At 66.4% G+C, this 25,549-nt stretch carries 27 protein-coding genes and 1 tRNA gene; 10 read left to right on the top strand and 18 right to left on the bottom strand.

Annotation, left to right across the window (positions count from 1 at the left end; all coding sequences use genetic code 11):
* Positions 1–76 precede the first annotated feature (76 nt).
* Positions 77–1,279, top strand: coding sequence for a tetratricopeptide repeat protein (locus tag DK847_RS07630; RefSeq protein ID WP_146256071.1), 1,203 nt, complete (start codon positions 77–79; stop codon positions 1,277–1,279).
* Positions 1,280–1,339: 60 nt separating this feature from the next.
* On the opposite strand, the gene DK847_RS07625 is transcribed toward DK847_RS07630, so the two are convergent.
* A tRNA-Phe gene (locus DK847_RS07625) sits at positions 1,340–1,415 on the bottom strand.
* A gap of 266 nt (positions 1,416–1,681) precedes the next feature.
* On the opposite strand from DK847_RS07625, the gene DK847_RS07620 reads away from it, so the two are divergent.
* The 3 genes from DK847_RS07620 to DK847_RS07610 all read left to right on the top strand — a co-directional run bounded on the left by DK847_RS07620 (position 1,682) and on the right by DK847_RS07610 (position 5,884).
* Positions 1,682–3,607: an MFS transporter gene (locus DK847_RS07620; RefSeq protein ID WP_111197459.1), complete on the top strand. Its 1,926-nt coding sequence runs from the start codon at positions 1,682–1,684 to the stop codon at positions 3,605–3,607.
* A 129-nt stretch (positions 3,608–3,736) separates the two neighbouring features.
* Positions 3,737–4,477 carry a metallophosphoesterase family protein gene (locus DK847_RS07615; RefSeq protein WP_111197458.1) on the top strand — a complete coding sequence of 247 codons (741 nt, stop codon included), beginning with the start codon at positions 3,737–3,739 and terminating at the stop codon, positions 4,475–4,477.
* A 3-nt stretch (positions 4,478–4,480) separates the two neighbouring features.
* Positions 4,481–5,884 carry a bifunctional serine/threonine-protein kinase/universal stress protein gene (locus DK847_RS07610; protein ID WP_111197456.1) on the top strand — a complete coding sequence of 468 codons (1,404 nt, stop codon included), beginning with the start codon at positions 4,481–4,483 and terminating at the stop codon, positions 5,882–5,884.
* Here DK847_RS07610 and DK847_RS07605 read toward each other — a convergent pair whose 3' ends face one another.
* The 7 genes from DK847_RS07605 to ffh all read right to left on the bottom strand — a co-directional run bounded on the left by DK847_RS07605 (position 5,885) and on the right by ffh (position 12,092).
* Positions 5,885–6,706: a class I SAM-dependent methyltransferase gene (locus DK847_RS07605; RefSeq protein WP_111197454.1), complete on the bottom strand. Its 822-nt coding sequence runs from the start codon at positions 6,704–6,706 to the stop codon at positions 5,885–5,887.
* Complete coding sequence (locus tag DK847_RS07600) at positions 6,703–8,265, bottom strand: sensor histidine kinase (protein ID WP_161957186.1); 1,563 nt, start codon at positions 8,263–8,265, stop codon at positions 6,703–6,705. Before DK847_RS07600 ends, DK847_RS07605 begins: the two co-directional genes overlap by 4 nt.
* Before the next feature lie 188 nt (positions 8,266–8,453).
* Positions 8,454–8,849, bottom strand: coding sequence for a 50S ribosomal protein L19 (gene rplS / locus DK847_RS07595; RefSeq protein WP_111197451.1), 396 nt, complete (start codon positions 8,847–8,849; stop codon positions 8,454–8,456).
* Positions 8,850–8,904: 55 nt separating this feature from the next.
* Positions 8,905–9,612, bottom strand: a complete 708-nt coding sequence (gene trmD, locus DK847_RS07590; protein WP_111197449.1) for a tRNA (guanosine(37)-N1)-methyltransferase TrmD — start codon at positions 9,610–9,612, stop codon at positions 8,905–8,907.
* Complete coding sequence (rimM, locus tag DK847_RS07585) at positions 9,609–10,142, bottom strand: ribosome maturation factor RimM (protein WP_111197448.1); 534 nt, start codon at positions 10,140–10,142, stop codon at positions 9,609–9,611. The genes trmD and rimM overlap by 4 nt, the downstream gene beginning before the upstream one ends.
* Before the next feature lie 9 nt (positions 10,143–10,151).
* A complete protein-coding gene (gene rpsP, locus DK847_RS07580; protein ID WP_111197446.1) occupies positions 10,152–10,499 on the bottom strand; it encodes a 30S ribosomal protein S16 in 348 nt (115 codons plus the stop codon).
* Positions 10,500–10,532: 33 nt separating this feature from the next.
* A complete protein-coding gene (gene ffh / locus DK847_RS07575) occupies positions 10,533–12,092 on the bottom strand; it encodes a signal recognition particle protein (RefSeq protein ID WP_111197444.1) in 1,560 nt (519 codons plus the stop codon).
* A gap of 235 nt (positions 12,093–12,327) precedes the next feature.
* On the opposite strand from ffh, the gene DK847_RS07570 reads away from it, so the two are divergent.
* On the top strand, positions 12,328–12,759 hold the full coding sequence (locus DK847_RS07570; RefSeq protein ID WP_111197442.1) for a DUF3775 domain-containing protein: 432 nt from the start codon (positions 12,328–12,330) through the stop codon (positions 12,757–12,759).
* A 286-nt stretch (positions 12,760–13,045) separates the two neighbouring features.
* On the opposite strand, the gene aroE is transcribed toward DK847_RS07570, so the two are convergent.
* A complete protein-coding gene (aroE, locus tag DK847_RS07565; protein WP_111198123.1) occupies positions 13,046–13,897 on the bottom strand; it encodes a shikimate dehydrogenase in 852 nt (283 codons plus the stop codon).
* An 83-nt stretch (positions 13,898–13,980) separates the two neighbouring features.
* Here aroE and dapF point away from each other — a divergent pair, with 83 nt between their 5' ends.
* From dapF to DK847_RS07545, 4 genes are read left to right on the top strand one after another with little or no spacing between them, the layout of a single operon-like run.
* A complete protein-coding gene (dapF, locus tag DK847_RS07560) occupies positions 13,981–14,838 on the top strand; it encodes a diaminopimelate epimerase (protein WP_111197440.1) in 858 nt (285 codons plus the stop codon).
* Between the two features lie 3 nt (positions 14,839–14,841).
* Positions 14,842–16,089 (top strand): tRNA (N(6)-L-threonylcarbamoyladenosine(37)-C(2))-methylthiotransferase MtaB, encoded by a 1,248-nt coding sequence (gene mtaB, locus DK847_RS07555; protein ID WP_111197438.1) that lies wholly within the window; start codon positions 14,842–14,844, stop codon positions 16,087–16,089.
* Complete coding sequence (gene ftsY, locus DK847_RS07550) at positions 16,086–17,198, top strand: signal recognition particle-docking protein FtsY (protein WP_111197436.1); 1,113 nt, start codon at positions 16,086–16,088, stop codon at positions 17,196–17,198. The genes mtaB and ftsY overlap by 4 nt, the downstream gene beginning before the upstream one ends.
* Positions 17,195–17,770, top strand: coding sequence for a septation protein A (locus DK847_RS07545; protein WP_111197434.1), 576 nt, complete (start codon positions 17,195–17,197; stop codon positions 17,768–17,770). Before ftsY ends, DK847_RS07545 begins: the two co-directional genes overlap by 4 nt.
* Positions 17,771–17,864: 94 nt before the next feature.
* Here DK847_RS07545 and DK847_RS07540 read toward each other — a convergent pair whose 3' ends face one another.
* A complete protein-coding gene (locus DK847_RS07540; RefSeq protein WP_111197433.1) occupies positions 17,865–18,389 on the bottom strand; it encodes an NUDIX hydrolase in 525 nt (174 codons plus the stop codon).
* A gap of 238 nt (positions 18,390–18,627) precedes the next feature.
* Here DK847_RS07540 and DK847_RS07535 point away from each other — a divergent pair, with 238 nt between their 5' ends.
* Positions 18,628–19,128, top strand: a complete 501-nt coding sequence (locus tag DK847_RS07535; protein ID WP_111197431.1) for a MarR family winged helix-turn-helix transcriptional regulator — start codon at positions 18,628–18,630, stop codon at positions 19,126–19,128.
* A gap of 11 nt (positions 19,129–19,139) precedes the next feature.
* On the opposite strand, the gene DK847_RS07530 is transcribed toward DK847_RS07535, so the two are convergent.
* The 8 genes from DK847_RS07530 to DK847_RS07490 all read right to left on the bottom strand — a co-directional run bounded on the left by DK847_RS07530 (position 19,140) and on the right by DK847_RS07490 (position 25,452).
* Positions 19,140–20,570, bottom strand: a complete 1,431-nt coding sequence (locus DK847_RS07530) for an aromatic amino acid lyase (protein ID WP_111197429.1) — start codon at positions 20,568–20,570, stop codon at positions 19,140–19,142.
* Positions 20,567–21,154 (bottom strand): DsbE family thiol:disulfide interchange protein, encoded by a 588-nt coding sequence (locus tag DK847_RS07525; protein WP_111197428.1) that lies wholly within the window; start codon positions 21,152–21,154, stop codon positions 20,567–20,569. The genes DK847_RS07530 and DK847_RS07525 overlap by 4 nt, the downstream gene beginning before the upstream one ends.
* On the bottom strand, positions 21,154–21,309 hold the full coding sequence (ccmD, locus tag DK847_RS07520; protein ID WP_111197426.1) for a heme exporter protein CcmD: 156 nt from the start codon (positions 21,307–21,309) through the stop codon (positions 21,154–21,156). Before ccmD ends, DK847_RS07525 begins: the two co-directional genes overlap by 1 nt.
* Complete coding sequence (locus DK847_RS07515) at positions 21,309–22,031, bottom strand: heme ABC transporter permease (protein WP_111197425.1); 723 nt, start codon at positions 22,029–22,031, stop codon at positions 21,309–21,311. The genes ccmD and DK847_RS07515 overlap by 1 nt, the downstream gene beginning before the upstream one ends.
* A gap of 26 nt (positions 22,032–22,057) precedes the next feature.
* The gene (gene ccmB / locus DK847_RS07510; RefSeq protein ID WP_111197423.1) at positions 22,058–22,723 is read right to left on the bottom strand and encodes a heme exporter protein CcmB; all 666 of its coding nucleotides are present in this window, start codon (positions 22,721–22,723) and stop codon (positions 22,058–22,060) included.
* The gene (ccmA, locus tag DK847_RS07505) at positions 22,720–23,319 is read right to left on the bottom strand and encodes a heme ABC exporter ATP-binding protein CcmA (protein WP_111197421.1); all 600 of its coding nucleotides are present in this window, start codon (positions 23,317–23,319) and stop codon (positions 22,720–22,722) included. Before ccmA ends, ccmB begins: the two co-directional genes overlap by 4 nt.
* A gap of 69 nt (positions 23,320–23,388) precedes the next feature.
* Complete coding sequence (phbB, locus tag DK847_RS07500; protein WP_111197420.1) at positions 23,389–24,114, bottom strand: beta-ketoacyl-ACP reductase; 726 nt, start codon at positions 24,112–24,114, stop codon at positions 23,389–23,391.
* A 153-nt stretch (positions 24,115–24,267) separates the two neighbouring features.
* Positions 24,268–25,452, bottom strand: coding sequence for an acetyl-CoA C-acetyltransferase (locus DK847_RS07490; RefSeq protein WP_111197416.1), 1,185 nt, complete (start codon positions 25,450–25,452; stop codon positions 24,268–24,270).
* Positions 25,453–25,549: the final 97 nt, after the last annotated feature.

Below are 25,549 nucleotides of genomic sequence, written 5' to 3'. Positions count from 1 at the left end.
TGCTCATGCCATAGACTTCCGCTGTGAAGGGCCGATCAGCCGGTAGGCTCGTCAGCTTGGCGTGGAGGATCGTGTCTTGGCCAGATATTCGATGTCATGCGTGTTGCTCGGTGGCCTGCTGGCCGGCACCCTCGGCGGAATGGCCCATGCGACCGAGACGGCAGCACCGGCGCCCACCGCTGCCCAGCAGGCCGCGCCTGCACCTGCGCCCGCCACGCCGGCGGCGCCAGCGCAGTCGCCATGGGACCTGTTGAAGGCGGGGCAGGCCCTGGCCTCCGGCGAAGGCGTGGCCAAGGACACGGCAAAGGCACGCGCCATCTTCGAACAGCTGATGGAGCAGGACAACAAGCAGCTGGCGGCCGCGGCGGCCTACAACCTTGCAAAGCTGGCGGCCGGCGACCTGAAGGATCCGGACCTCTCCACCCGCGCGCTGGAGCGCGGCATCGCGCTTGATGATCCCTGGGCGATGATCATGCGGGCGCAGGCGCTCGCCAAGGGAACCGCCAAGGACCAGGCGAAGGCCGCCGAACTCTACCTGCGCGCCAAGGAGGTCGGACAGAAGAACCCGGATGTGCAGAAGGCGGCGGACTATGCCCTGGGCCAGCTCTATCTCACGCCCGGCCTGCTCTCCGCCAAGAAGGCGCTGGCCTATCACCAGAGCGCGGCGGACCTGGGCAATGCCTGGTCGCTCATGGCGATCGGCGGCATCTATGAGAAGGGCACGGGCACCAAGGCGAACTGGACGAAGTCGCGCGACGCCTATCTGAAGGCCTATGATTCCGGCGTGGCGGAGGTGAAGGGCGCTGCGGCACTCGCCTTGGCGCGGCTTTATTCCCAGCCCGGCCATAGCGCGCCCAAGCGCGCCGTCGAGTATCTTCTCGTCGGCCAGCAGAGCGGCAATGTCTGGGCGACGATGATGCTCGCCGACCGCTATCTCAAGGGCCTCGGCGTCAAGAAGAGCACCGCCACCGCCCGCCGCCTCTACACCGAGCTCAAGGCCGGCAGCGATCCGGGCGCGTCGGGCGCAGCGGCCTTCCAACTCGGCCGCCTCTATTCCACCGTCAAGCCGCGCAACCTGAAGCTGGCCGAGGAAAATTTCAAGTTCGGCGCGGCGCGCGGCGATGTCTGGTCGTCCTTCTTCCTGGCCCAGCTCTACATCAACGACATGCGGAGCAAGGCCAACCGCCGCAAGGCCCGCGAGCTGCTGCAAGGCGTGGCCAAGAGCGATGACCCCCAGGCCCGCAAGGCTGCCACCGCGCTTCTGAAGAAGGTCCGCTGACGCAGCTGGACAAACCGGTTGCGACCGTAGCGGCGCTGAACAAAGATCGAATGCCGTGAATGGTGCCCAGGGCCGGAATCGAACCAGCGACACGCGGATTTTCAATCCGCTGCTCTACCAACTGAGCTACCTGGGCGCCCGAGAGGTGGCGCGGATATAGAAGATCGCCCCGCGGCTGGCAAGAGGAACCTTGGCGGCCCGAAGTGTGGCTGATCCTCCCGCAAAATCAAGCACCTGCCGCAAGTGCGAAAACATTCCTGCGCGGTCCCTGCGAAAGTCCAATAAACGGCGCCGCGCAATGCAGATATGACTCCTCGCCAAGGATGGACCGCCTTGGGAGAGGTTCGGTCCTCCGCGGCAACCACGCCAGGCGCAAGGCCTTGCGGTTCAAAGGGGAGACATATGGCAAACGTATCGGCTGGTCATCCGAAGGGTGATCTCGATCAGGGCAAGGCGATGGTCGTCTTCGCCTCCTCGCTCGGCACGGTGTTCGAGTGGTACGACTTCTACCTTTACGGGTCGCTGGCGGCCATCATCGCCAAGCAGTTCTTCTCCGGCGTCAACGAGACGGCGGGCTTCATCTTCGCCCTTGCCGCCTTCGCGGCGGGCTTCATCGTGCGCCCCTTCGGCGCCCTGGTGTTCGGCCGCCTGGGCGACCTCGTGGGCCGCAAGTACACCTTCCTCATCACCATCCTGATCATGGGTCTCTCGACCTTCGGTGTGGGTCTCCTGCCGACCTATGCGACGATCGGCATCGCGGCGCCCATCATCCTGGTGCTGCTGCGCGTGCTGCAGGGCCTGGCGCTGGGCGGTGAATATGGCGGTGCCGCCACCTACGTGGCCGAGCACGCGCCGGACAACAAGCGCGGCCTCTATACCGCGTGGATCCAGACCACGGCCACGCTCGGCCTGTTCCTGTCGCTGCTCGTCATTCTCGGCTGCCGCACCTGGTTCGGGCCCGAGTTCGACACCTGGGCATGGCGCATTCCGTTCCTGCTGTCAGTCGTGCTGCTCGGCATCTCGGTGTGGATCCGCCTGAAGCTCAACGAGTCGCCGGTGTTCCAGAAGATGAAGGAAGAGGGCAAGGCCTCCAAGGCCCCGCTCACCGAAGCCTTCGCCAACTGGGGCAACCTCAAGATCGTCCTCCTCGCGCTGTTCGGCCTCGTCGCCGGCCAGGCCGTGGTGTGGTACACGGGCCAGTTCTATGCCCTGTTCTTCCTCACCCAGACGCTGAAGGTCGATCCGGTCTCGGCCAACCTGTGGATCGCCGCCTCGCTGGCGCTGGGCACGCCCTTCTTCATCTTCTGGGGCTGGATGTCGGACAAGATCGGCCGCAAGCCGATCATCATGCTGGGCTGCTTCCTCGCGGTTGCTTCCTACTTCACGATCTTCGACCAGATCACCAAGAACGCCAACCCGGCGCTCTATGATGCCATGGCGAAGTCGAAGGTGGTCGTCGTCGCCGATCCGAAGGACTGCTCGTTCCAGTTCAATCCCGTCGGCACCTCGAAGTTCACCTCGGCCTGCGACATCGCCAAGACGGCGCTGGTCAAGGCCGGCGTGCCCTACAGCAACGAAGCTGGCCCGGCGGGCTCGGCACAGGTCAAGATCGGCGACGTGACCATTCCGTCCTTCTCGGCGGCCCAGGTTGCCGAGCAGACCAAGGCGAAGAACGAGGAGCTCGCTGCCTCGCTCAAGGCCGCGGGCGTTGATGGCATCGCTGCTGCGGCGGCGGCTGCCGACACCGCGATCGGCGAGTTCGTCACCGCCGCCGGCCTGAAGGACGGCCGTGCCAATGACGACCCGACCAAGAACAAGACGCTCGCCGGCCTCATCGCCGCGGGCATGGCGACGGATGCCTTCAAGTCTGCCTCGGATCCGGCCGCTGCGCTGGGCACGGTGGTCGACGGCGCCGTCAAGGCCGGCGGCTTCGCTGCGGGCATGACGGAAGGCTTCAACGCCGCCCTCGGTGGTGCGCTGAAGGCTGCGGGCTATCCCGCCAAGGCCGATCCTGCCGCATGGAACGCCCCGATGGTGATCTTCCTGCTGTGGCTCCTGGTGATCCTCGTCACCATGGTCTACGGCCCGATCGCCGCCATGCTGGTCGAAATGTTCCCGACCCGCATCCGCTACACCTCCATGTCGCTGCCCTATCACATCGGCAACGGCTGGTTCGGCGGGTTGCTGCCCACCTTCGCCTTCGCGATCGTGGCGGCCACGGGCGACATCTACTCCGGCCTCTGGTATCCGATCATCATCGCCGGCATGACGCTCGTCATCGGCATGCTGTTCGTCAAGGATACCCGCAACGTCGACATCCACCGCTAAGCGGACCGGCATGTGAGACAGGACGGCCGCATGGACACTCCATGCGGCCGTTTCCTTTTGCAGGATTGATTCAGTTCAAGGCGGAGCGCCCGGCGCGCCTGCCAAGTGTGAGCAACGGGAGACGACGCCATGCTTCTCGGCATCATCAGCGACCTGCATGCCAATGAACTGGCGCTCGAGGCCAGCCTCGCCGCGCTGCAGCGCCTGGGCGTCGACCGCCTCGTCATCCTCGGCGACGTGGTCGGCTACGGGCCTGACCCGGAGGTGGTCACGCAGCGCATCGCGGCCCTCGCGGGGCAGGGCGCCATCTGCCTCATGGGCAATCATGATTCGGCCGCGGTCGGCGCCAGGTCCGCGATGAACGACATGGCCGCCGCGGCGATCGCCTGGACCAGGCCGCGGCTGTCGGAGGCCTCGCGCCAGTTCCTCGCCGGGCTTCCGATGACGGCGACGCTGGAGGACATGCTCTTCGTCCATGCCGATGCCTCGAACCCCGAAGCCTGGAACTATGTGGTCGATGCCGCCGCCGCCATGCAGTCGCTGACGGCGGTGAGGGCGCAGGTGACCTTCGTGGGCCACGTGCACCGCCCGCAGGTCTATTGCCTCACCGCCACCGCCAAGGTCATCGCCCATACGCCCGTCACCAACACCGCCGTGCCCCTGAGCCCGCAGCGCCAGTGGCTGGCCGTGGCGGGGGCGGTGGGCCAGCCGCGCGACGGCAATCCGGCAGCCTCCTTCATGACCTATGAGACGGCGGCCCGCGAACTCACCTTCCACCGCGCCACCTATGATTATGACACCACCGCCCGGCGCATCCGCGACGCCGGCCTGCCGGAGCGGCTGGCCGAGCGCCTTGTCAACGGAACCTGACCCATGGCCAAGTCCAAGCTCGAAACCGGCTCCATCCTCGACGGCTTCACCATCGGCGAACTGATCCACCGCGGCGGCATGGCCAGCCTGTGGGAGGTGAAGCGCGAGGGCGATCCCACCCACTACCTGATGAAGATCCCGGTGCTCAACGAGGGCGAGGATCCGGCCGCCATCGTCAGCTTCGAGATGGAGCAGATGATCATGCCGCGCCTCAAGGGCGCGCATGTGCCGCGCCACGTGGCCAACGGCGATTTCGCGGTGCAGCCCTTCATCGTCATGGAGCGGCTGGCGGGCGAGACGCTCCTGCCGCAGCTGAAGCACCTGCCGCTGCCCGTCGACAAGGTGGCGGAGATGGGGGCTGCCATTGCCGATGCGCTGGAGTCGCTGCATCGCCAGGGTGTCATCCATCTCGATCTCAAGCCGTCCAACATCATGTTCCGGCCTTCCGGCGAGGCGGTGCTGATCGATTATGGCCTGGCGCATCATCGCGACCTCCCCGACCTCCTGCAGGAGGAGTTCCGCCTGCCCTATGGCACCGCGCCCTACATGGCGCCGGAGCAGGTGATGGGCATCCGCACCGATCCGAGGAGCGACATCTTCGCGCTCGGCTGCCTGATGTATTTCTTCGCCACCGGGGTGAGGCCTTTCGGCGACCCGCAGAAGCTGAAGGGCCTGAAGCAGCGGCTGTGGCGCGACCCCGTGCCGCCGCGCAAGCTGAAGCCCGACATCCCGCCGTGGTTCCAGGAGATCGTGCTGCGCTGCCTCGAGGTCAAGGCGGGCAGGCGCTATCCGACGCCCGCACAGCTCGCCCATGACCTGCGCAACCCGACCCAGGTGCAGCTCAGCGCGCGTGCCGAGAAGCTGCAGAAGGACGGCTTCTTCGCCGTCCTCAAGCGCAAGGGCGAGCCGCCGCGCAGCCTGATCGACAAGCCGCCGGAGCGCGAGGCGGAGGCCTCCGACGCCCCCATCGTCGCCGCCGCCATCAACCTCGACGACATGACGCCGGAGCTCGCCGACAAGCTGCGCCGCACGCTGCTGCGCATCCTCGAGCGCTCGCCCGAGGCGCGGCTCGCCGTGCTCAACGTGCTCAAGCTCAACCGCATCGCCATGGACCAGACGCTCGATGAGGAGGGCAACAACAAGCATGTCGCCCGCCTCGTCGGCCTCAAGGACTGGGCCCGGCCGATGAAGATCGCCCAGGGCCGCGTCACCTATCACGTGCTGGAGGCGATCGACCCCGCCGACACGCTGCTGGACTATGCCCGCGTCAACAATGTCGACCACATCGTCATGGGGGCCCGCGCCAACTCGACGATGCGCAAGATCCTCGGCAGCGTTTCGGGCAAGGTGGCGATGGAAGCACCCTGCACGGTCACCGTCGTGCGCGTGCGCGGCGCGGAGGAGTGATCAGGGCTTCCTGGCCTGCAGCGAATAGGCGACCGGCATTTTCGGAAAGCCCTCGGGCAGCATCCACATGCGGCGGCGGCCCTCGACCGGCACCATCCAGGGGGCGAATTGCCAGGCGAGCCGCTCATGCTCGTTCAGCCGCGTGATGGCGAGGCCCGCATCGATCACGGAATTCACCACTTCGGACAGGGGGTGAATCCACTCGTGGGTGACCGGGTGCGCGATCCGCGTTGTGTCGCCGGTATAGGTCGTCTCCTCCTGCGTCGTCAGCGGCCGGTCTGGCGGATAGCGCCAGTCGAAGCCGATGCGCAGCTGCTCCGCCTTCTCGTCGAGCTGCATGAAGGACGGGTGGCCCTCGAGCAGGTAGAGCCTGCCGCCCGGCTTCAGCAGCGAGGCCACCACCCCGGCCCAGCGGCGGATGTCCGGCAGCCAGCCGATGGCGCCCCAGGTGACATAGACCATGTCGAACATGCCATCGATCAGCGACCGCGCGTCATAGACATTGCCCTCGACGAAGCGGGCATCGAGGCCCGTCTGCGCCGCCAGCAGGCGCGCCGCCGCGACGGATTTCGGCGAGAAGTCGAGCCCCACGCAACGCGCACCGCGACGCGCGAGGCACAGAGTGTCGATGCCGATATGGCACTGCAGATGCGCGATGGACAGGCCCGCGACGTCGCCGATCTCCTCATGCTCGATGTCATGAAGATTGTCCGCACCGGCGAGGAAGGCAGCGATGCGATAGCCGCCGGCCGCATCCTTCAGGTGGATCTCGGCGCGGTCGTCCCAGTTCAGGCGGTTCTGCGCGAAATACTCATCCGTCATGCGTCGCCTTCTCCACGCTTCGCCGGAAACCGGATCGCGAAGCGCGTGCCGTTCCCGCGGGCGTAGTCATAATCGTTCCCGAGCTGCTGGGCAAAGGCCCGGATGAGGCGGCTGCCCATGCCGGTCTCCTGGCCGCTCGGCATGAAACCCTCTCCATCATCGGTCACTGCGAGTTCGGCCCGGTCCGGCGCGATCATCCGCAGGCTGACGGTAATGGTGCCGCCCTCGCGCGCACGGAAGGCGTGCTTCACGGCGTTGCTCACCACCTCGTTGACGATCAGCCCGAGCGGCTGGGCGAGGTCGCGGTCAACCTCCGCCGGGTCCAGCTCGGTTTCGAAGGTGATGCCGTCGGGGCTGGTGCGGCGGATGGTGTCGATCAGCGTCAGCAGATAGTCGTGGAGGTTCACCTCGCTGTACTGGTCGGAGCGATAGGCCTGCTCATGCAGCGTGCTCATCGCCGTGATGCGGGCGGTCATCGCCGACTTGGCGTCCTCGGAGATGGGTTGCAGCTTGAGGAGCGAGGCGACGCTCTGCAGGTTGTTCTTGGTGCGGTGGTGGATTTCGCGCATCAGCAGGTTGTTGCGCTCCACCGCTGCGGCAAGGCTGGCCCGCATCCTTTCATCGCGCTTCAGCAGCCTGATCACCCAGACGGACAGCGCGCCGAGCCCCAGCAGCACCGGCAGCAGGAACAGCGCGAGTTGCTCCATCTGGTCGCGCAGCCGCCCCATCGAGACATCGCGCGCGATCGACGAGATGACCACCAGCGGCGCGTTCGGCACCTTGCGGTAGCCGACGACACGGTGTTCGCCATCGACCGGCGACACGGCGTCATAGACGCCGGAACTGGCTGTCTTCAGATAATCGGTGAACAGGACATATTTGGCGAGGTTCGCCGGTGCGTCCACCGCGGGGTGGCGGGCCACCTGCCAGCCATCGTCACGCAGCAGCCCGACGGTTGAGCCGGGCCCAAGGTCCAGCGAGCGCCACACGGCCGCCATCACCTCCACCGGAATGCGCACGATGGCCACTCCCGCGAGGCTGCCCCGCCGTTCCAGGCGCTGCGCCAGCAGGAACACCCGCTCGCCGTTGCCGGGGTCCTTCACCATGGCGGAGACATACCAGGGTCGTTGCGGGGTAAGATCGGCCGGTGTCAGGCCATAGGCTTCACTCAGGCCGCTCGCGCCTTCGCCGTTGCCCACCGAGAGGACGGTGCGGCCTTGTGCATCGGCAATGGACACGCTGACACCGGGTGGCATGTGCCGCAGGTGCAGTTCCAGTTCCTCGCGGGCATGGGGAAGCACGGTGGCAATGTCGTCTCCCACCAGGTGGTTGGCCTCGTCCATCAGCAGCAGGCTGGCGGCCGTCAGCCACTCGACATGGGTGGACACCACCTGCGTTGCGGTCAGTGCCCGCACGCGCGAGCGCTCCACCGCATCCTGGTAGCTGTTCCAGGCCAGCAGGGCCACGGCGGAGACCAGAACGAACAGCAGGGCCAGCGCCACTGCCAGAACGGCCCAGGCGGCCGGAAGCCTTTTCCGGGGCAGCGTCGCAGCCTGCATGTGGTCTCCCTGCATCGCCGGTCGGGGGCCGATTTGCCGGCCGGCGTGGCGCATCTTGTTGTGGTTGCGGCAAGCGTCAAGCGCAGGATGGGGCAAACTGTGCACTTGTGCTCACAGGGAGACACAAAAACAAAGAGGGCCGGAAAGTTCCGGCCCTCTCGAATTTATTTGCGCGCGGAGGCGTTGCGTTACTCGGCGGCCTTCTCGGCGGAGGCGAGGCCCATCGAGCGCTGCTTCTCGGCGATGCGCGCCGACTTGCCGGTGCGGCCGCGCAGGTAATAGAGCTTGGCGCGGCGCACGGCACCGCGGCGGACGACCTTGATCGAGTCGATCATCGGGGAGAAGATCGGGAACACGCGCTCCACGCCCTCGCCGTATGACATCTTGCGGACGGTGAAGTTCTCGTTCAGGCCGCCGCCGGAACGGGCGATGCACACGCCTTCATAGGCCTGCACGCGCGAACGGTCGCCTTCCTTGACCTTCACATTGACGATGACGGTGTCGCCCGGGCCGAATTCCGGCACGGCGCGCTGGGCGGCCACGACTGCGGCCTGCTCTTTTTCGAGCTGAGCGATGATATCCATGACTGACTGTCTTCCTTAAAGGGATGGGGGCCTATAGCCCCAACCCGGTTCAAAATCAAATCTTTCCCGTCTTGTGGCGCTGCCACAGGTCGGGCCGTCTTTCCCTGGTCAGGGCCTCCCGCCGCTCCTGCTTCCACCGGGCGATCGCCTTGTGGTCGCCGGAGAGGAGAATCCCCGGAATTTCAACACCTTCCCACGAATTGGGCTTGGTGTAGTGCGGGTGCTCCAGAAGCCCCCCTTCGAAACTTTCTTCCTCGCCCGAAGCCTGTTTCCCCATGACCCCGGGCAGCAGCCTCACGATGGCGTCGAGCAGCACCAGTGCCGCCGGCTCGCCGCCCGAGAGCACGTAGTCCCCGATCGAGACCTCGCGGAGCCCGCGCTTCTCGATCACCCGCTCGTCCACGCCCTCGAAACGGCCGCAGACGATCAGGCAGCCCGGACCCGCGGCCAGCTCGCGCACCAGCCCCTGGGTCAGGGGTTCGCCGCGCGGGCTCATCAGCAGCCTCGGCCCCTCGGAGGGCGCGGCGTCGATCGCTGCCGCCAGCACGTCGGGCTTCAGCACCATGCCCGCCCCGCCGCCCGCCGGGTGATCGTCCACCGTGCGGTGGCGGTCCGTGGCCGAAGCCCGGATGTCGCGGGCCTCCAGCGACCAGATGCCCTGTTCGAGCGCCCGGCCAGCGAGAGAAAGACCCAGCGGCCCCGGAAACATCTCCGGGAACAGGGTCAGCACGGTCGCCCTGAAGCTGGGGGCGTGGAAGCTCATCGCTCATCGTCCTCGCGCTGCGCCTCTGCATCGAGGTAGCCCTCGGGCAGGTCGACCACGATCCTGTCCTCCGCCGTCTCCAGCACATACTGGGAGGCGAAGGGGATCAGCACCGTGTCCCTGCGGCCTTCGACCTTCACGTCGATCAGGTCGCCCGCACCATAATCCGCAACGTCGACGATCTCGCCCAGGAGCGAGCCATCGGCCAGGTGAACCGGCAGCCCGATGAGGTCATGGACATAGACCTCGTCATCCTCCGGCTCGGGAAGGCGTTCGCGCGGCACGAAAAGCTCCGTGCCCCTGAGCGCCTCCGCGGCGTTGCGGTCGGCGACACCCTTCAGGATGGCGATGAAGCCCTCCTTCTGCGCGCGCAGCTTCGCGATCTCGATCTTGCCGCCCGACGCTGTTTCCAGCGGCGAGTAGGAGGCGATGGCCGCGGGGTCGGCGGTGAAGCTTCTCAGCTTCACCTCGCCCCGGATGCCATGCGCAGCCGTGATGGCGCCGACGAGAACCATGTCGCGCGGCGCCATCGCTCAGCCTTAGCCGTTGGCGGCGGCGGCCGCAGCGGCAGCCTTCTCGCGCTCCTGGCGCTTCTTGCCGGGCTGGGCCTTGTTCGGGTTGTTGCGGGCTTCGCGCTTGGCGAGGCCGGCCTTGTCCAGGAAGCGCAGCACGCGGTCGGTGGGTTGCGCGCCCTTCTTCAGCCAGGCGGCGGCCTTCTCGCCATCGAGCTTCACGCGGTTGGCGTCGTCCTTCTTCAGCATCGGGTTGAAGGCGCCAACCACGTCGATGAACTTGCCGTCGCGGGGTGCTGCCGCGTCGGCGATCACGATGTGGTAGTAGGGGCGCTTCTTCGAGCCAGCGCGGGCGAGTCTCATCTTAACGGCCATAGTCGATCTCCTTTAGTCCGTGTTCTGATTACTTCACTTCTTCTTGCCGAAACCCGGCAATCCCTTGAAGGGCGATCCGCCGCCCAGTCCCGGCAGGTTGCCGAGTCCGGGGAGCTTTCCCGCCCCGAGGCCCGGAAGCCCCGGCATGGACGGCAGGGAGCCGCCCTTCATCATCTCTTTCAAATCCTCGGGCAGCGCATTGGGATCGAGGTTGGCGAGTTCCGCCTGCATCTTCTCGAGCTCCGCCGCATCGGGCGCGCCCTTGCCCATCATCTTGCCGAACAGGCCCTTGCCCTGGCCCATCTGCTTCATCATGCCGGCCATCTGGATGTGCATCTTGAGGAGCCGGTTGATCTCCTCGACCTTGGTGCCGGAGCCCGCGGCCACGCGCTTCTTGCGCTTGGCGTCCATGACCTTGGGATTGCGCCGCTCATAGGGCGTCATCGACGAGATGATGGCCATCTGGCGCTTCAGGAGCTTGTTGTCGAGGTCCATGCCCTCGACCTGTTTCTTGATCTTGCCCATGCCGGGCAGCATGTTCATCACACCACCCATGCCGCCCAGCTTCTGCAGCTGCTTCAGCTGGTCGGAGAGGTCGTCGAGATCGAAAGCGCCCTTCTTCATGCGCTCGGCGATCTTCTTCGCCTTTTCCTGGTCGATGTTCAGCGCGGCCTTCTCGACGAGCGACACCACGTCGCCCATGCCGAGGATGCGGCCGGCGATGCGCTCGGGGTGGAAGTCTTCGAGGCCGTCGAGCTTTTCGCCCGTGCCCATCAGCTTGATGGGCTTGCCCGTCACCTGGCGCATCGAGAGGGCCGCACCGCCGCGGCCATCGCCGTCGATACGGGTCAGCACGATGCCGGAGACGCCGATCTTTTCATCGAAGTTGCGCGCCAGCACCACGGCGTCCTGGCCGGTGAGCGCGTCTGCAACGAGCAGCGTCTCGTTCGGCTTCACGATGTCGCGCACCGCGGCGGCTTCGGCGAGCAGTTCCTCGTCGATCGAGAGCCGGCCCGCGGTGTCGAGCATCACGACGTCGTAGCCGCCCTTGCGGGCTTCCGACATGGCACGCTTCGCGATCTCGACCGGCTGCTGGCCGGGAACGATGGGGAGCGTGTCGACGTGAACTTGGCGGCCGAGAATGGCGAGCTGCTCCTGCGCCGCGGGGCGGCGCGTGTCCAGCGAGGCCATCAGCACGCGGCGCTTCTCGCGCTCGGTCAGGCGCTTGGCGATCTTGGCGGTGGTCGTGGTCTTGCCCGAGCCCTGCAGGCCCACCATCAGGATGGCGACGGGCGGCGAGGCGCGGAGATTGAGGGCGGAGGCTTCGCCGCCACCCAGCGTCTCGACCATCGCGTCATGGACGATCTTGACCACCATCTGGCCGGGCTTCACGGACTTCACGATCTCGGCGCCCACCGCCTTCTCGCGCACCTTGTCGGTGAAGGTCTTCACCACCTCGAGCGCCACGTCGGCCTCGAGCAGCGCGCGGCGCACTTCGCGCAGGGCCTCCTCGACGTCGGATTCCGACAGGGCACCGCGTCCGGTGATCTTGTCCAGAATGCCCGACAGGCGATCGCTTAAGGTGTCAAACATGTTCCATTCCTCTGGCCAAAAGCACTTCGCACCCGGGGGCGAATCTCGCTGCCGGATGTTGGCCGCCTCACCCCCCGGGAATGTCGAAACCCCATGTGTGAGACCGCCTGAAGACGTTCAAGCCGTCGTGTGATGGGAGGCGCATAGGGGAAACGGGCGGCAGAGTCAAATTTCCCGGGGCTGGAAACCCCTGCGGGGCCGGGGCGTTGCGGACGGTTCAGCAGGGGAGACCGACATGTTATCCGACCAGACGCCCGACATCGAGCTTTCGGTTTCGACCGAGCAGGTCTGCTTCATCATCGCCAAGGCGCGCCAGTTCGAGGTGAAGGACCTGCCCACCGTCTCCGACCCCGGCTCGAACGCCACCGACGACCGCATGGTGAGCGTGCTCGAAGCCCGCGGCAACGACCCCGCCGCACGGGAAATCCGCAGCTTCGTCAATGCCATGGACGAAGACAGGCAGATCGACCTTGTGGCGCTGACCTGGGTGGGCCGGGGCGACTACGACATCGGCGAATGGACCGAGGCGCGGGCCCAGGCCGCGGCCGCGCATGATGCCCGTACCGCCGACTATCTCCTTGGTTTGCCTCTGCTTTCCGAGTTCCTGGAGGATGCACTGAGCGACTGCGGCCGGAGCTGCGAGGATGAGGGGATGGGGCGGATGTGACCGCTCCATCATTTTCCATAATATGCCGTCATCCCGGCGAAAGCCGGGACCCCGCTTCCTTTGTGCCGCCAAAGCGGGGCCCCGGCTTTCGCCGGGGTGACGAAATGAGGGAAGAATGCACCAGGAGTGGCGAGGACGGCCATTCGGGATCTTTCGGCTAGGGGGGTAGCGGCCTCTATAACCTGCCAAAAGCAATCGTTACGAACTCGATCTCGGCCGGAGCCTCCGGGCCTCAGTTTTCCCTCCCCACAAGGGGGAGGGGAATGGCTTGCGGGTAAGTCACTGTTCAGGCGCCGAAAATCCGCTCCAGCTCGGCCCGCATCGCGGCCGGGTCGACATCCAGGCCGGTCCAGTACTTCACGCCGATCACCCCCTGGTTGACCAGCATGCCCAGCCCATCGATCACCGTGCAGCCCCGGGCCCTGGCGTCGCGCAGGAAGCGGGTGTCCGGCGGGTCGACGATGACGTCGGCCACCACCATGCCGGGCTTCAGCGAGGAAAGCTCCACATCCAGCGGCTCATTGCCGTTGCCGAGCCCGATGGAGGTGGCGTTGACCACGATGTCGGTGCCATCCGGCACGCGGTAGTGCTTGGGCCATACCACCCCTGTCGCGGGGGTTTTCGTCTTCTCGTTCAACAGCTTCACGAGGGGCTCGGCCCGCGCGGCCGAGCGGTTGACGATGATGAGCGACCTGGCGCCCGCCAAAGCCAGTTCCACCCCGATCGCCCGCGCGGCCCCGCCCGCCCCGAACATCACGATGGCCTTGCCCTTCGGGTCCACCACCTCCATCAGCGACTTGAGGAAGCCCTTGCCGTCGGTGTTCTCGCCGATGAGCTTGCCGTCGCGGTTCACCGCGCAGTTGACGGCCCCCATGATGGCGGCACTCTCGCCCAGCCCGTCGAGGTGCTCGATCACCGCCACCTTGTGCGGGATCGACAGGTTGAAGCCGCGCCAGCCCATGGCGCGCGCGCCTTTCACGGCATCGGCCAGCCGCTCCGGCGGCACCTCGCAATTGATGTAGCGCCAGTTGAGGCCGTGGTGGCGGAAGGCGGCCTCGATCATGGCCACTGTCGGGTTGCCGTTGGAACCTTCCGAGAAGGAACCCACCAGTTCGCTCGTGAAATCCCGCGCCGCCATTGCCTGCCTCTCCATTTTTGCCGCACGCTACCATCTCTTGGCGGTCTAGCAATCCTCAAGGCTTTTCCCATATAAGCCCCCTCATGACTGCCGCTGCGCCACGCCATTTCCGCAAGATGAACGGGCTCGGGAACGACTTCGTCGTTTTCGATGCGCGGACGCATGCGGTCGCCATGGACGAGACGAAGGCCCGCGCCATCGCCGACCGCAAGACGGGGATCGGCTGCGACCAGCTGATCGTGCTGGAGCCGTCGAAGAAGGCCGACGTGACCATGCGGATCTGGAACAACGAGGGCGGCGAGGTCGAATCCTGCGGCAATGCCACGCGCTGCATCGCCGACATTCTCTTCGACGAGAAGAAGTCGACCCGCGCCACGATCGACACCAAGGGCGGCTTCCTCGTCGCCGAGAAGGGCGGCGAGCGGCTGGTGACGGTCGACATGGGGGCACCCCGCTTCGACTGGCAGGACATTCCGCTCTCCGAGAAGTTCCACGACACGCGCTACATCGACCTGCACGTCGGGCCCGTGGACGCGCCGCTGATCGACCGGCCTTCGGTGGTCAATGTCGGCAACCCGCATTGCATTTTCTGGGTCAAGGACCTCGACGTCGTGGACCTTTCGAAGGTCGGCCCGATGCTGGAGCATCACCCGCTGTTCCCCAGGCGCGCCAACATCACGCTGGCGCGCATCGATGACCGGTCACATGTCGTGATCAAGGTGTGGGAGCGCGGTGCCGGCCTCACCAAGGCCTGCGGCACGGCGGCCTGTGCGGTGATGGCGGCGGGCCATAGGCTGAAGCGGCTCGATGCGAAGGCGACGATCACGCTGCCCGGCGGCGACCTCTTCATGGAAATCCGCGAGCGCGACGGGCATGTGATCATGACCGGCCCCGTGGCCTATGAATTCGAAGGCGATCTTCCGCCGCATCTCGCGGTCTAGGCCATGAGCGAGCCCAAATTCGTCACCTTCGGCTGCCGCCTCAACACCTATGAGACCGAGGTGATGCGGAACCATGCCGAGGCCGCGGGCAAGTCCAACGCCATCGTGTTCAACACCTGCGCGGTGACGGCAGAGGCGACCCGCCAGGCCCGGCAGGCGATCCGCAAGGCGAAGGCGGAGAACCCCGATGCCGAGATCATCGTCACTGGCTGTGCCGCACAGACCGAGCCCGAGATGTTCGCCAAGATGCCGGAAGTCTCCCGCGTGCTCGGCAACGAGGAGAAGCTCAAGGCGTCGAGCTGGCAGCACGGTGCCAATGCGCGGGTCTCCGTCTCCGACATCATGGAGGTGAAGACCGCGACGCCGCATCTCGTCGATGGCCTGAAGGAGCGCACCCGTGCCTTCGTGCAGGTGCAGAATGGCTGCGACCACCGCTGCACCTTCTGCATCATTCCCTTCGGGCGGGGCAATTCGCGCTCGCTACAGGCGGGCGACGTGGTGGAGCAGGTGCGCCGGCTCGTCGCCTCGGGCTATTCCGAAGTGGTGCTGACGGGCGTCGACCTCACCTCCTGGGGGGCTGATCTCGAGGGCGCACCGAAGCTGGGCAACCTCGCCAATCGCATTCTCAGGACCGTGCCGGAACTGAAGCGGCTCAGGCTTTCCTCCATCGACTCGATCGAGGCGGATCCCGAACTCATGGACGTGATCGCGGGGGAGGAGCGGGTGATGCCGCATATCCATCTCTCGCTGCAGTCCGGCGACAACATGATCCTGAAGCGCATGAAGCGCCGCCATGCGCGGGAGGACTCGATCGCCTTCTGTGCGGAGCTGCGCGCGCGGCGCCCCGGCATCGTCTTCGGCGCCGACATCATCGCGGGCTTCCCGACCGAGACGGACGCGATGTTCGAAAACTCGCTGAAGCTCGTCGATGACTGCGGCCTCACCTATCTCCATGTCTTCCCCTTCTCGCCCAGGCCCGGCACGCCGGCGGAGCGCATGCCGCAGCTCGAGAAGCAGGTGATCAAGGAGCGTGCGGCATTGCTGCGCCAGAAGGGCGAGCAGCGGCTCGACCAGTTCCTCGCCTCCGAAGTGGGTGCCACGCGACAGGTGCTGGTCGAGACCGAGGCCATGGGCCGCACCGAGCATTTCGCACAGGTGAAGTTCTCCTCCCGCATGGCGCCCGGCGCCATCGTCACCGCGCAGGTCACCGGGCGCGGCCAAACCCATCTCGAGGCCAGGCTCGCCGCATGAGTTTCTTCCGCAAGCTGTTCAACCGCTCCACCCCCAAGGAGGAGCAGGCCCCGCCGCCTGCGGTGGAGGAACATGTCGAGGACCTTGCCGCCGAGATCGAGGCAGACGTTCCGCTCGTTGCCGAAGCCCCGGCCCCCGCGCCCGCACCGGAACCCGAGCCGCAGCCCGCAGCCGAGCCCGAGCGCCGCGGCGGCTGGTTTTCCCGGCTTTCGGAAGGCCTGTCCAAGTCCTCACGCTCGATCACCGGCTCCATCACCTCGATCTTCACCAAGAAGAAGCTCGACAAGGCCACGCTGCAGGACCTCGAAGACGTGCTGCTGCAGGCCGACCTCGGCCTCCCCATGGCGGAGCGCATCGTGCGCGAAGTCTCCTCGGGCCGCTATGACAAGGAGATCGACCCGGAGGAGGTGAAGCGCATCCTCGCCTCCGAGGTGTCGAAGGTTCTGAAGCCCGTGGAAGTGCCCTTCAGCTTCAGCGCGGCGCAGAAGCCGTTCATCATCCTCGTCGTCGGCGTCAACGGCGCGGGCAAGACCACGACCATCGGCAAGCTCGGCGCCATTGCGCGGGGCGAAGGCTACAAGGTGATGTTCGCCGCCTGTGACACGTTCCGCGCGGCGGCCATCGAGCAGCTCAATGTCTGGGGCGGGCGCATCGGCGCCAAGGTCATGTCGAGGCCCACCGGGGCCGATGCCTCGGGCCTTGCCTTCGACGCCATTGCGGAAGCCAAGGCCGACGGCACCGACATCCTGTTCATCGACACCGCGGGCAGGCTGCAGAACAAGCAGTACCTGATGGACGAGCTCGACAAGATCGTGCGCGTCATCAAGAAGCAGGACGAGGCGGCACCGCACGCCGTGCTGCTGGTGCTCGATGCGACGACGGGCCAGAACGCCATGGCCCAGGCCGAGATCTTCACCAAGGTCGCGGGCGTCACCGGCCTCATCATGACCAAGCTCGACGGCACGGCGCGCGGCGGCATCCTCGTCGCCATCGCGGAGAAGTACAAGATCCCCGTCCATGCCATCGGCGTGGGAGAGCAGGTCGAGGACCTGCAGCCCTTCGATGCGGATGGTTTCGCGCGGGCGATCGCCGGACTGGAGGAGAGATGAGCAGCTTCACGTCAGCCCCGAAGATGGGGCAGGGCACCAAGCTCCTGATCGAGATGGGGCCGCTCGTCTGCTTCTTCATCGCCAACTGGAAGGCCGGCATCTTCTGGGGCACCGGCATCTTCATGGTGGCGACCGCGGTGGCGCTCACCGCCTCCTGGGTGCTGACGCGCAAGATCGCCATGGTGCCGCTGGTCTCGGCGATCTTCGTGGCGCTGTTCGGCGCGCTCACCCTGTGGCTCCACAGCGACCTGTTCATCAAGGTGAAGGTCACGCTCATCAATGCGCTGTTCGGCGCCGTGCTGCTGGGCGGCGTGGCCTTCGGGCGGAGCTACCTGAAGCTCATCATGGGCGAGGCGGTGAAGCTGACGGAGGCCGCCTGGCGCACCCTGTCGATCCGCTGGGGCCTGTTCTTCCTGTTCCTCGCCGTGCTGAACGAGGTGGTGTGGCGCAACTTCACCACCGACCAGTGGGTGAACTTCAAGGTGTTCGGCCTGCTGCCGCTGACGCTGGTTTTTGCGGTGGCCAATGCCCCCTTCATGTCGAAGCACATGATCGAGGACGAGAAGGCCTGATCAAAGCCGTCATCCCGGCGAAAGCCGGGACCCCGCTTTCTTTTCACGTGCGCTGAACCAAAGCTGGGCCCCGGCTTTCGCCGGGGTGACGGACCTAGGGAGCGGGATTCGAAAACGGCGCGAACTCCGCAACACCCTCGATGGTTCGATATTGCTCCAGTGCCCATGTCACCGAGGGAAATGCGATCTCGTCCCACGGGATCTCGTCCCAGCCGACCATCATCACCTCGAGGCTCTCGGGGCCGGGCGAGAAGGAAGGCTCCGCAAGGTGTGCCAGATACATGATCTGCACCTGGGCGATGCGCGGGATTGTGTAGACGGCGAGCAGGCGGTCGATGACGATCGCGGCATTGGCCTCCTCGCGCGCCTCGCGCATGGCGGCCTGCTCGGTTGTTTCGCCGACCTCCATGAAGCCTGCGGGCAAGGTCCAGAATCCGATGCGCGGTTCGATGGCGCGGCGGCACAGCATGATCTTTCCATCATGCCTGACGATCGATCCTGTCACGATCTTCGGGTTCACATAATTCACGAAGCCGCAGGTGGCGCAGACGTCCCTTTCATGGCTGTCGCCATCGGGAATTTCACGGCGGAAGTCGGGGCTCTGAGTCTGAATGGCCATCGCTTGTCAAGTGTTGAAATCTGTGTGCGGATCATCTTAACTCAGGACCGGGCAAAGGGCATCCACGGAATTTCCACACCGCTTTTTGCTTGCAGCGCAAAATCCGAGCCGCTACTTGTGCGCGGCTCCGCTGGGGTGGGTCCCCACGCTGTTGAGCATCGGACAAGCCAGAGATGGCACCAGAATTTTACGCGCAGCGTGAGGCAGACCTCGGGCGCGCGGGCAGGAGACGGGGCGCATGACAACGACCAAGGACGTGAAGCAGTTCTCGCGTTCACCATCCCACCTGTTGAAACGGGCGGCGCAATACTCGAACCTCATCTACATGGGCGAGGTGGGGAAGTCTGGCCTCACGCATCGCCAGTTCACCGTTCTGCTCGCGGTCGATGCCAATGACGGCAAGAGCCAGACCGAGCTCGTCAAGCTCACCGGCATCGACCGCTCGACGCTGGCCGATCTCGTGGCACGCCTGCTGGCCCAGGGCTATCTCCAGCGCAAGCGCACCAAGGACGACGGCCGCACCAACTCGATCCGCATCACCACGGTGGGCAAGAAGATGCTGAAGATGGCCCAGCCCGGGGCTGACGAGGTCGACAAGCAGCTGCTCTCCCTCATCCCGTCTTCCGACCGCAAGTCCTTCATCGACAATCTGGCCGTGCTCGCCGCCGAGATGGACCGCATCGAGGAAAAGGAACCGGCCAAGCCTGTCCGCAAGATCAAGACCCGCAAGCGGGCCTGACCCCTCCACCCCTAAGCCGAATAGACCCGCGCCCTGAAGCCCGCCGCCAGGCTGGCGCAGCGCTGGCCCATGGCCGTCACCTCGCCATCATCCGGGAAATGCTGCCGGATCTGGGCGGCGAGCGGCCGTAACGCCTCCGGAACGGGGCGCCCCGTCACGTCGAAGGCGCGCAGGGCGACGGGGGCAAGGCTGGCGAGCGAAAGCTCCAGCAGTTCGCCCGCCTTCTCCTGCTTGGTCCAGGCGAGGAAGACGGGCGAGGCCACGTCATCCTGCGCGAAGCCGCCGGATTCGGAGCCGGGCAGCAGGGTGGGCTGCGCCAGCATGCGGATCTCCTCCTCATAGCCCACCATCGCCATGGCGAGGCAGCCAAGATAGTCGCGGCCCTCCGGATAACCGAGGAAGGGCGGCAGCAGCGACACCGGTCCATCCTGCAGCTTGGATGCGACGCGCGAACAGAGGACGGCGAGATTGGCATCCGCTGCGGTGAGCGCATCCATGGCGGCCGGCGCCTGGGCGTTGTGATAGCCCCCTGTCGAGACCACCTCGTCCGGGCCAAGCCGCTCGCCCGCGGGGAACACCACCGGATTGTCGCTCACCGCGGCGAGTGACTGGGCGGCGATGGTTTCGGCGGCCGCCATGGCGCGGTGCGCCTCGCCCAAGATGCGCGGCATGATGCGGATCGACACCGGCGCCTGATAGGGGCGGCGCTCGCCGCCATGGCCGCCGCCGATGCGGCGGCGCAGGGCGTCGAGCGCCCAGGCATCATGCGGGTTGTTCCACAGCGTTTCGAGTTCCGCCGCGAAATGACCGAGCGGTGCGTTGAAGGCTTCTGCCGCAAGGGCGAAGACATCGGCCACCAGCTCGAGCCTTGCGCGCGCGGCCAGCGCGGCATCGGTGACCAGTGCCGAGGCCGCGGGCGAGCCGTTGATCAGCGAGAGAAGGTCCTTCTCGGCCAGTTCCACAGTCTGTGAGAGTGGCAGGAAGAGATAGGACAGCGACAGGATCTCGCCGGCACCACCCTGGCCGCGCGCGGGCACGGGGGGTAGCGACTCGCCACCCAGCATGGCGACGACCGCGTCCGCCACATGCGGCGAGAGTGCGGCATGGCCCTCGATGACATTGGCGAGCCGCGCGAGGACGATGCCGCGCAGCACGCGCTGCGGCAGCGGGTCACCCCAGGAGGCGGCGCGGTGGTGGGTGGGCGCCTTCGCCTGCTCCGTCCGCTCCGCCGGCGTCAGCCGCCGCTTGGCCTGGTGGCCATAGCCGGTGTTGACGCCATAGATCACGATGTCCTCGCGCGCGATGAGCGTGAGGAAGTCCTGCCGGGCCTGTGCGATCTTCAGCTTCGCGGCATCGCCCAGGGCCACGGGCTCGCCACCCCAGGCGACGCGCCGGGCGGCCTCCAGCGTCAGGTCGGCGCGGCTGCCGAGGGTGACGGTCATGAGCCGCTGCCGGCGAGCGGTGCCTTGGCCTTCTCGATCTCGCGCGCCATTTCGCCGGCAATGGCTTCGGGCGTCAGCGGGCCGATGTGCTTGTAGCGGATCATGCCCTGGCCATCGACGATGAAGGTTTCGGGCACGCCATAGACGCCCCAGTCGATGCCGGTGCGGCCGTCGCGGTCCATGCCCACGGCGGCGAAGGGCTGGCCCAGGGTGGAGAGGAATTCCACCGCATTCTGCGGCTCGTCCTTGTAGTTCATGCCGAAGAGCTGGATGTCGGGCCGCCTGGCGAGCTCGGTGAGCAGCGGGTGCTCGATGCGGCAGGGCGCGCACCATGAGGCCCAGACATTCACCACCGTCACCTTGCCCTGCTTCAGCGTCTCGTCGTCGAAGCCCGGCACGTTGAGGCCGGGCACGGCGTTCAGCACGAAGTCCGGCACCGGCTTGTTGATGAGGGCGGAAGGGATCTGGTTCGGCGTGCCGGAGAGGCCCTTCCAGAACAGCGCCGCGAGCGCTGCGAAGACGATGACCGGCAGCAGCACCAGCCACAGGCGGGACCGCTTCTCAGGCGCTTCGGCGGTGCTCATCAGCGGGGTTTCCTGCGCTGGGTGTCGAGTCGCTCCACCTGCGCGCGGAGTTTCCGGTCACGCCCCAGCGTGGCGATGATCAGGCCGGCGAGGCACAGGAACGTCAGCGCATAGGAGGCGATGACGAAGCCCACATGGTTGGCGGAAAAATCCATCAGCGCTCTCCGATCTCGGCAATGTGGATCTGGCGGATCTTGCGCGCCGCGATCTCGGCGCGCATCGCGGTCAGGTGCAGGGCCAGGAACAGGAAGGTATAGGCAAGGCCCATCACCAGCAGCGGCCACAGCATGGGGCCGGCGATCGTCGGCCCGTCCATGCGGAAGACGCTGGCCGGCTGGTGCAGCGAGTTCCACCAGTCCACCGAGAACTTGACGATGGGGATGTTGATGAAGCCAACGAGCGCAACGACGCGCGCCACCATGGCGGCGCGATGCGGCTCCTCGATCGCCGCCCAGATGGCCATGTAGCCGATATAGAGCAGCATCAGCACGAACATCGAGGTGAGGCGCGCATCCCACACCCACCAGGCGCCCCACATGGGCTTGCCCCAGAGCGAACCCGTGGCGAGTGACAGGAAGCAGAAGACGGCGCCGATGGGGGCGGCGGTCTTGGCGGCAACATCGGCCAGCGGGTGGCGGAAGATCGCGGCGACGGCACTTGCCAGCGCCATCACGGTATAGACGAAGAGCGCCATCCAGGCGGCGGGCACATGCACATACATGATGCGCACCGTCTCGCCCTGCTGGTAGTCGGGCGGTGCGGTGACCAGCGCGCCATAGAGGCCCACGGCGAAGAGGGCCACGGTGATGGCCCAGACGTAAGGCAGCACCGCATTGGCGATTCTGAGGAAACGGGTCGGGTTGGCAAGGAACTGCATGATGGAGCTTATCTAATGGGTGCCGGTCACTTGAGATAGGACCTCAGTGCCGCAGCCGAGGCAAGGGGGGAGACGACGAGGCTGACCAGCGCGATGGCCCCGAGAATGAGGAGCGAGGCGGCCGTGAGGCCGGGCGCGGCATTGGGCTGGCTGGCGGAGAGCCCGAAGATCAGCACTGGCACATAGAGCGGCAGCACGAGGATCGAGACGAGCAGCCCGCCGCGCCGCAACCCCACCGTGACGGCCGCCCCGATCGAGGCGATGAGCGAGAGGGCGATGGAACCCACCACCATGGCGATGGCGAGCGGCAGGATCGCCTCCGGCTCGAGATTGACGAGAAAACCGAGGATGGGGGCGGCGATGGCCAGCGGCAGGCTGGTCGACAGCCAGTGCGCGACCGACTTGGCGAGCGCCACCATCTCGAAGGGCACGGGGCCCATGGTCATGATGTCGAGCGAGCCGTCCTCGTAGTCCTGCTGGTAGATGCGGTCGGCCGAGAGCAGCACGGAAAGGAGCAGCGAGATCCACAGGGCGCCGGGTGCAATGCGGGCGAGCAGCGCCTGGTCCGGCCCGATGCCGATGGGCAGCAGCACGACGACGCAGAGGAAGAAGCCGAGTGCCGTGCCGACACCACCGCCCTGGCGCAGCGTGAGCGTGAGGTCGCGCCGGATGAGGGCGAGGATGAGGTTCATGGCGCCCCCCCCAGGTCGAGGCGCACATCGGGTTCGCGGCCGAGCGGCACATGGGTGGCGGCGATGATCATGCCGCCCTGGTCGAGCTGTGCCGCCATCACGCCCACGAGGCGGGCGAGCGATGCTGTGTCGAGTCCCACCGTCGGCTCGTCCAGCAGCCACAGCACGCGCGGCACGAGCACGAGGCGGGCGAGTGCCAGGCGGCGCTTCTGGCCGGCGGAGAGCAGGCCTGCGGGATAGGAAGAGAGCCGCGACAGGTTGAAGGCCTCGAGCGCCTCGTCGACATCGCCGCCGCCGAGGAAGTCGCGCCAGAAGGCCAGGTTCTCGAACACGCTGAGCGCACCCTTCACCGGCTCCTGGTGCGCCACGTAATGCGCCTGCTGGCCGATGCTCAGGTCCTCCGATCCACCGGCAAGCGTTACGGAGCCGGTCTGGCTTTCGTTCAGCCCGGCGATCAGGCGCAGGAGCGAGGACTTGCCGGAGCCGTTCGGCCCCGTCAGCTGCATGAGCTGGCCTGGCTTCAGCGACAGCGACACGCTGCGGAAGACGATGCGTCCGCCGCGTTCGCAGGTCAGGTCCTGTGCGCTGAGTTCCATGAACCCTTGTTCCGAAAAGAAGAAGCCCGCGTCAAGCGCGGGCTTCGGACGGCTGAATGAGGGCGTGCCTCACATCATGTACTGGCCGCCATTGGCGGAAATGGTCGAGCCGGTGATGAAGCCCGCGTCGTCGGAGGCGAGGAAGACCACCGCGCGGGCGATTTCCTCCGGCTCGCCGAGGCGGCCCACCGGGATCAGCGGCAGGATGCGCTTTTCCAGCACGTCCTGGGCGATGGCGCGGACCATTTCGGTGCCGATATAGCCCGGGCAGATGGCGTTGACGGTGATGCCCTTGGCGGCCCCTTCCTGGGCCAGCGCCTTGACGAAGCCGATGTCTCCCGCCTTGGCGGCGGAATAGTTGGCCTGGCCCATCTGGCCCTTCTGGCCATTGATGGAGGAGATGCAGATGACGCGGCCGAAGCTCCTGTCCCGCATGCCGCCCCAGACGGGCTGGGTCATGTTGAACAGCGAGTTGAGGTTGGTGTTGATCACCTCGTTCCACTGCTGGGCGGTCATCTTGTGGAACATGGCGTCGCGCGTGATGCCGGCATTGTTGACCAGCACCTCGACGGGGCCGAGATCGGCCTCGACCTGCTTCAGGCCGGCGACGCAGGCCTCGTAGTTCGAGACGTCCCACTTGTAGACGGGAATGCCCGTCTCGGCCTTGAACTTGGCCGCGGCCTCGTCATTGCCGGCATAATTGGCGGCCACCTTGTATCCCGCCGCCTTCAGCGCCTTCGAAATCGCCGCCCCGATGCCACGGCTGCCGCCGGTCACCACTGCTACCCGTCCCATTGTGTCCTCCTCGGTGATTATCATGTCTGTTGCCCTCCCCCTTGTGGGGAGGGGAAGGGGTGGGGGTGATTCCGGAGCCAGGTTTCAGGCACCCGTCACCCGGCGCCACCCCCACCCTTTGTCCCTCCCCGCAGGGGGGAGGGAAAGTTCATGTTACCGCTCGACGCACATGGCGATGCCCATGCCGCCGCCGATGCACAGCGTGGCGAGACCCCTCTTGGCGTTGCGGCGGCCCATCTCGAAGAGCAGCGTGTTGAGCACGCGGGCGCCCGACGCGCCGACCGGGTGGCCGATGGCGATGGCGCCACCGTTCACGTTCACGATGTCGGTGTTCCAGCCCATGTCCTTGTTGACGGCGCAGGCCTGCGCCGCGAAGGCCTCGTTGGCCTCCACGAGGTCGAGGTCGGCGACATTCCAGCCGGCCTTCTTCAGCGCCGCGCGGGAGGCGGGGATGGGGCCCGAGCCCATGATCGCCGGATCGACGCCGACCGACGCCCAGGACGCGATGCGGGCCATGGGGGTCAGGCCGCGGCGATTGGCTTCCGCCTCGCTCATCAGCAGCACGACGGCCGCACCGTCATTGATGCCGGAGGCATTGGCGGCGGTGACCGAGCCGTCCTTGGCGAAGGCGGGCTTCAGCTTCTGCACGCCCTCGAGGGTGACACCCTTCTTGATGTATTCATCGCTGTCCACCACCACGTCGCCTTTGCGGGTGGAGATGGTGACGGGGGCGATCTCGTCCTTGAACTTGCCGGAGCCTTGAGCGGCCTCGGCCTTGTTCTGGCTCTTCACCGCGAACTCGTCCTGCATGTCGCGGGTGATCTGCCACTGCTTGGCGACGTTCTCGGCGGTGGTGCCCATGTGGTAGCCGTTGAAGGCGTCCCACAACCCGTCCTTGATCATGGTGTCGACCATGGAATAGTCGCCCATCTTCACGCCCTCGCGGAGATAGGCGGCGTGCGGCGCACGGCTCATCGATTCCTGGCCGCCGGCGGCGACGATCTTGGCGTCGCCCGAGAGGATCTGCTGCATGCCCAGCGCCACGGCGCGGAGGCCGGAGCCGCAGAGCTGGTTGATGCCCCAGGCCGGGGTTTCCTTGGGGATGCCGGCATTGACCGAGGCCTGGCGGGCGGGGTTCTGGCCCTGGCCGGCCGTCAGGATCTGGCCGAGGATCACGTCGTCGACCTCCGCGCCGTCGACCTTGGCGCGTTCCAGCGCCGCCTTGAGGGCGACCGAGCCGAGGAAGCTCGCCGGCACGCTCGACAGCGAACCATTGAAGGACCCTACGGGCGTACGCGCCGCAGAGACGATGACAATCCCATTTCCAGACCCGGCCATGATGCCTCCTGTTGCTGATTTTGGCTTGAGCTTATGCGTTCTTTATCACCCTATGTGCAATGCGACATAGGTCTTGAATGTGGCGCTGCCGAAGTTT

Origin of the sequence: Aestuariivirga litoralis (assembly GCF_003234965.1) — a bacterium.
Lineage (GTDB): Bacteria > Pseudomonadota > Alphaproteobacteria > Rhizobiales > Aestuariivirgaceae > Aestuariivirga > Aestuariivirga litoralis.
The sequence above is the reverse complement of the archived record's forward strand: the minus strand, read 5'-3'. Positions and strand labels throughout refer to the sequence as shown.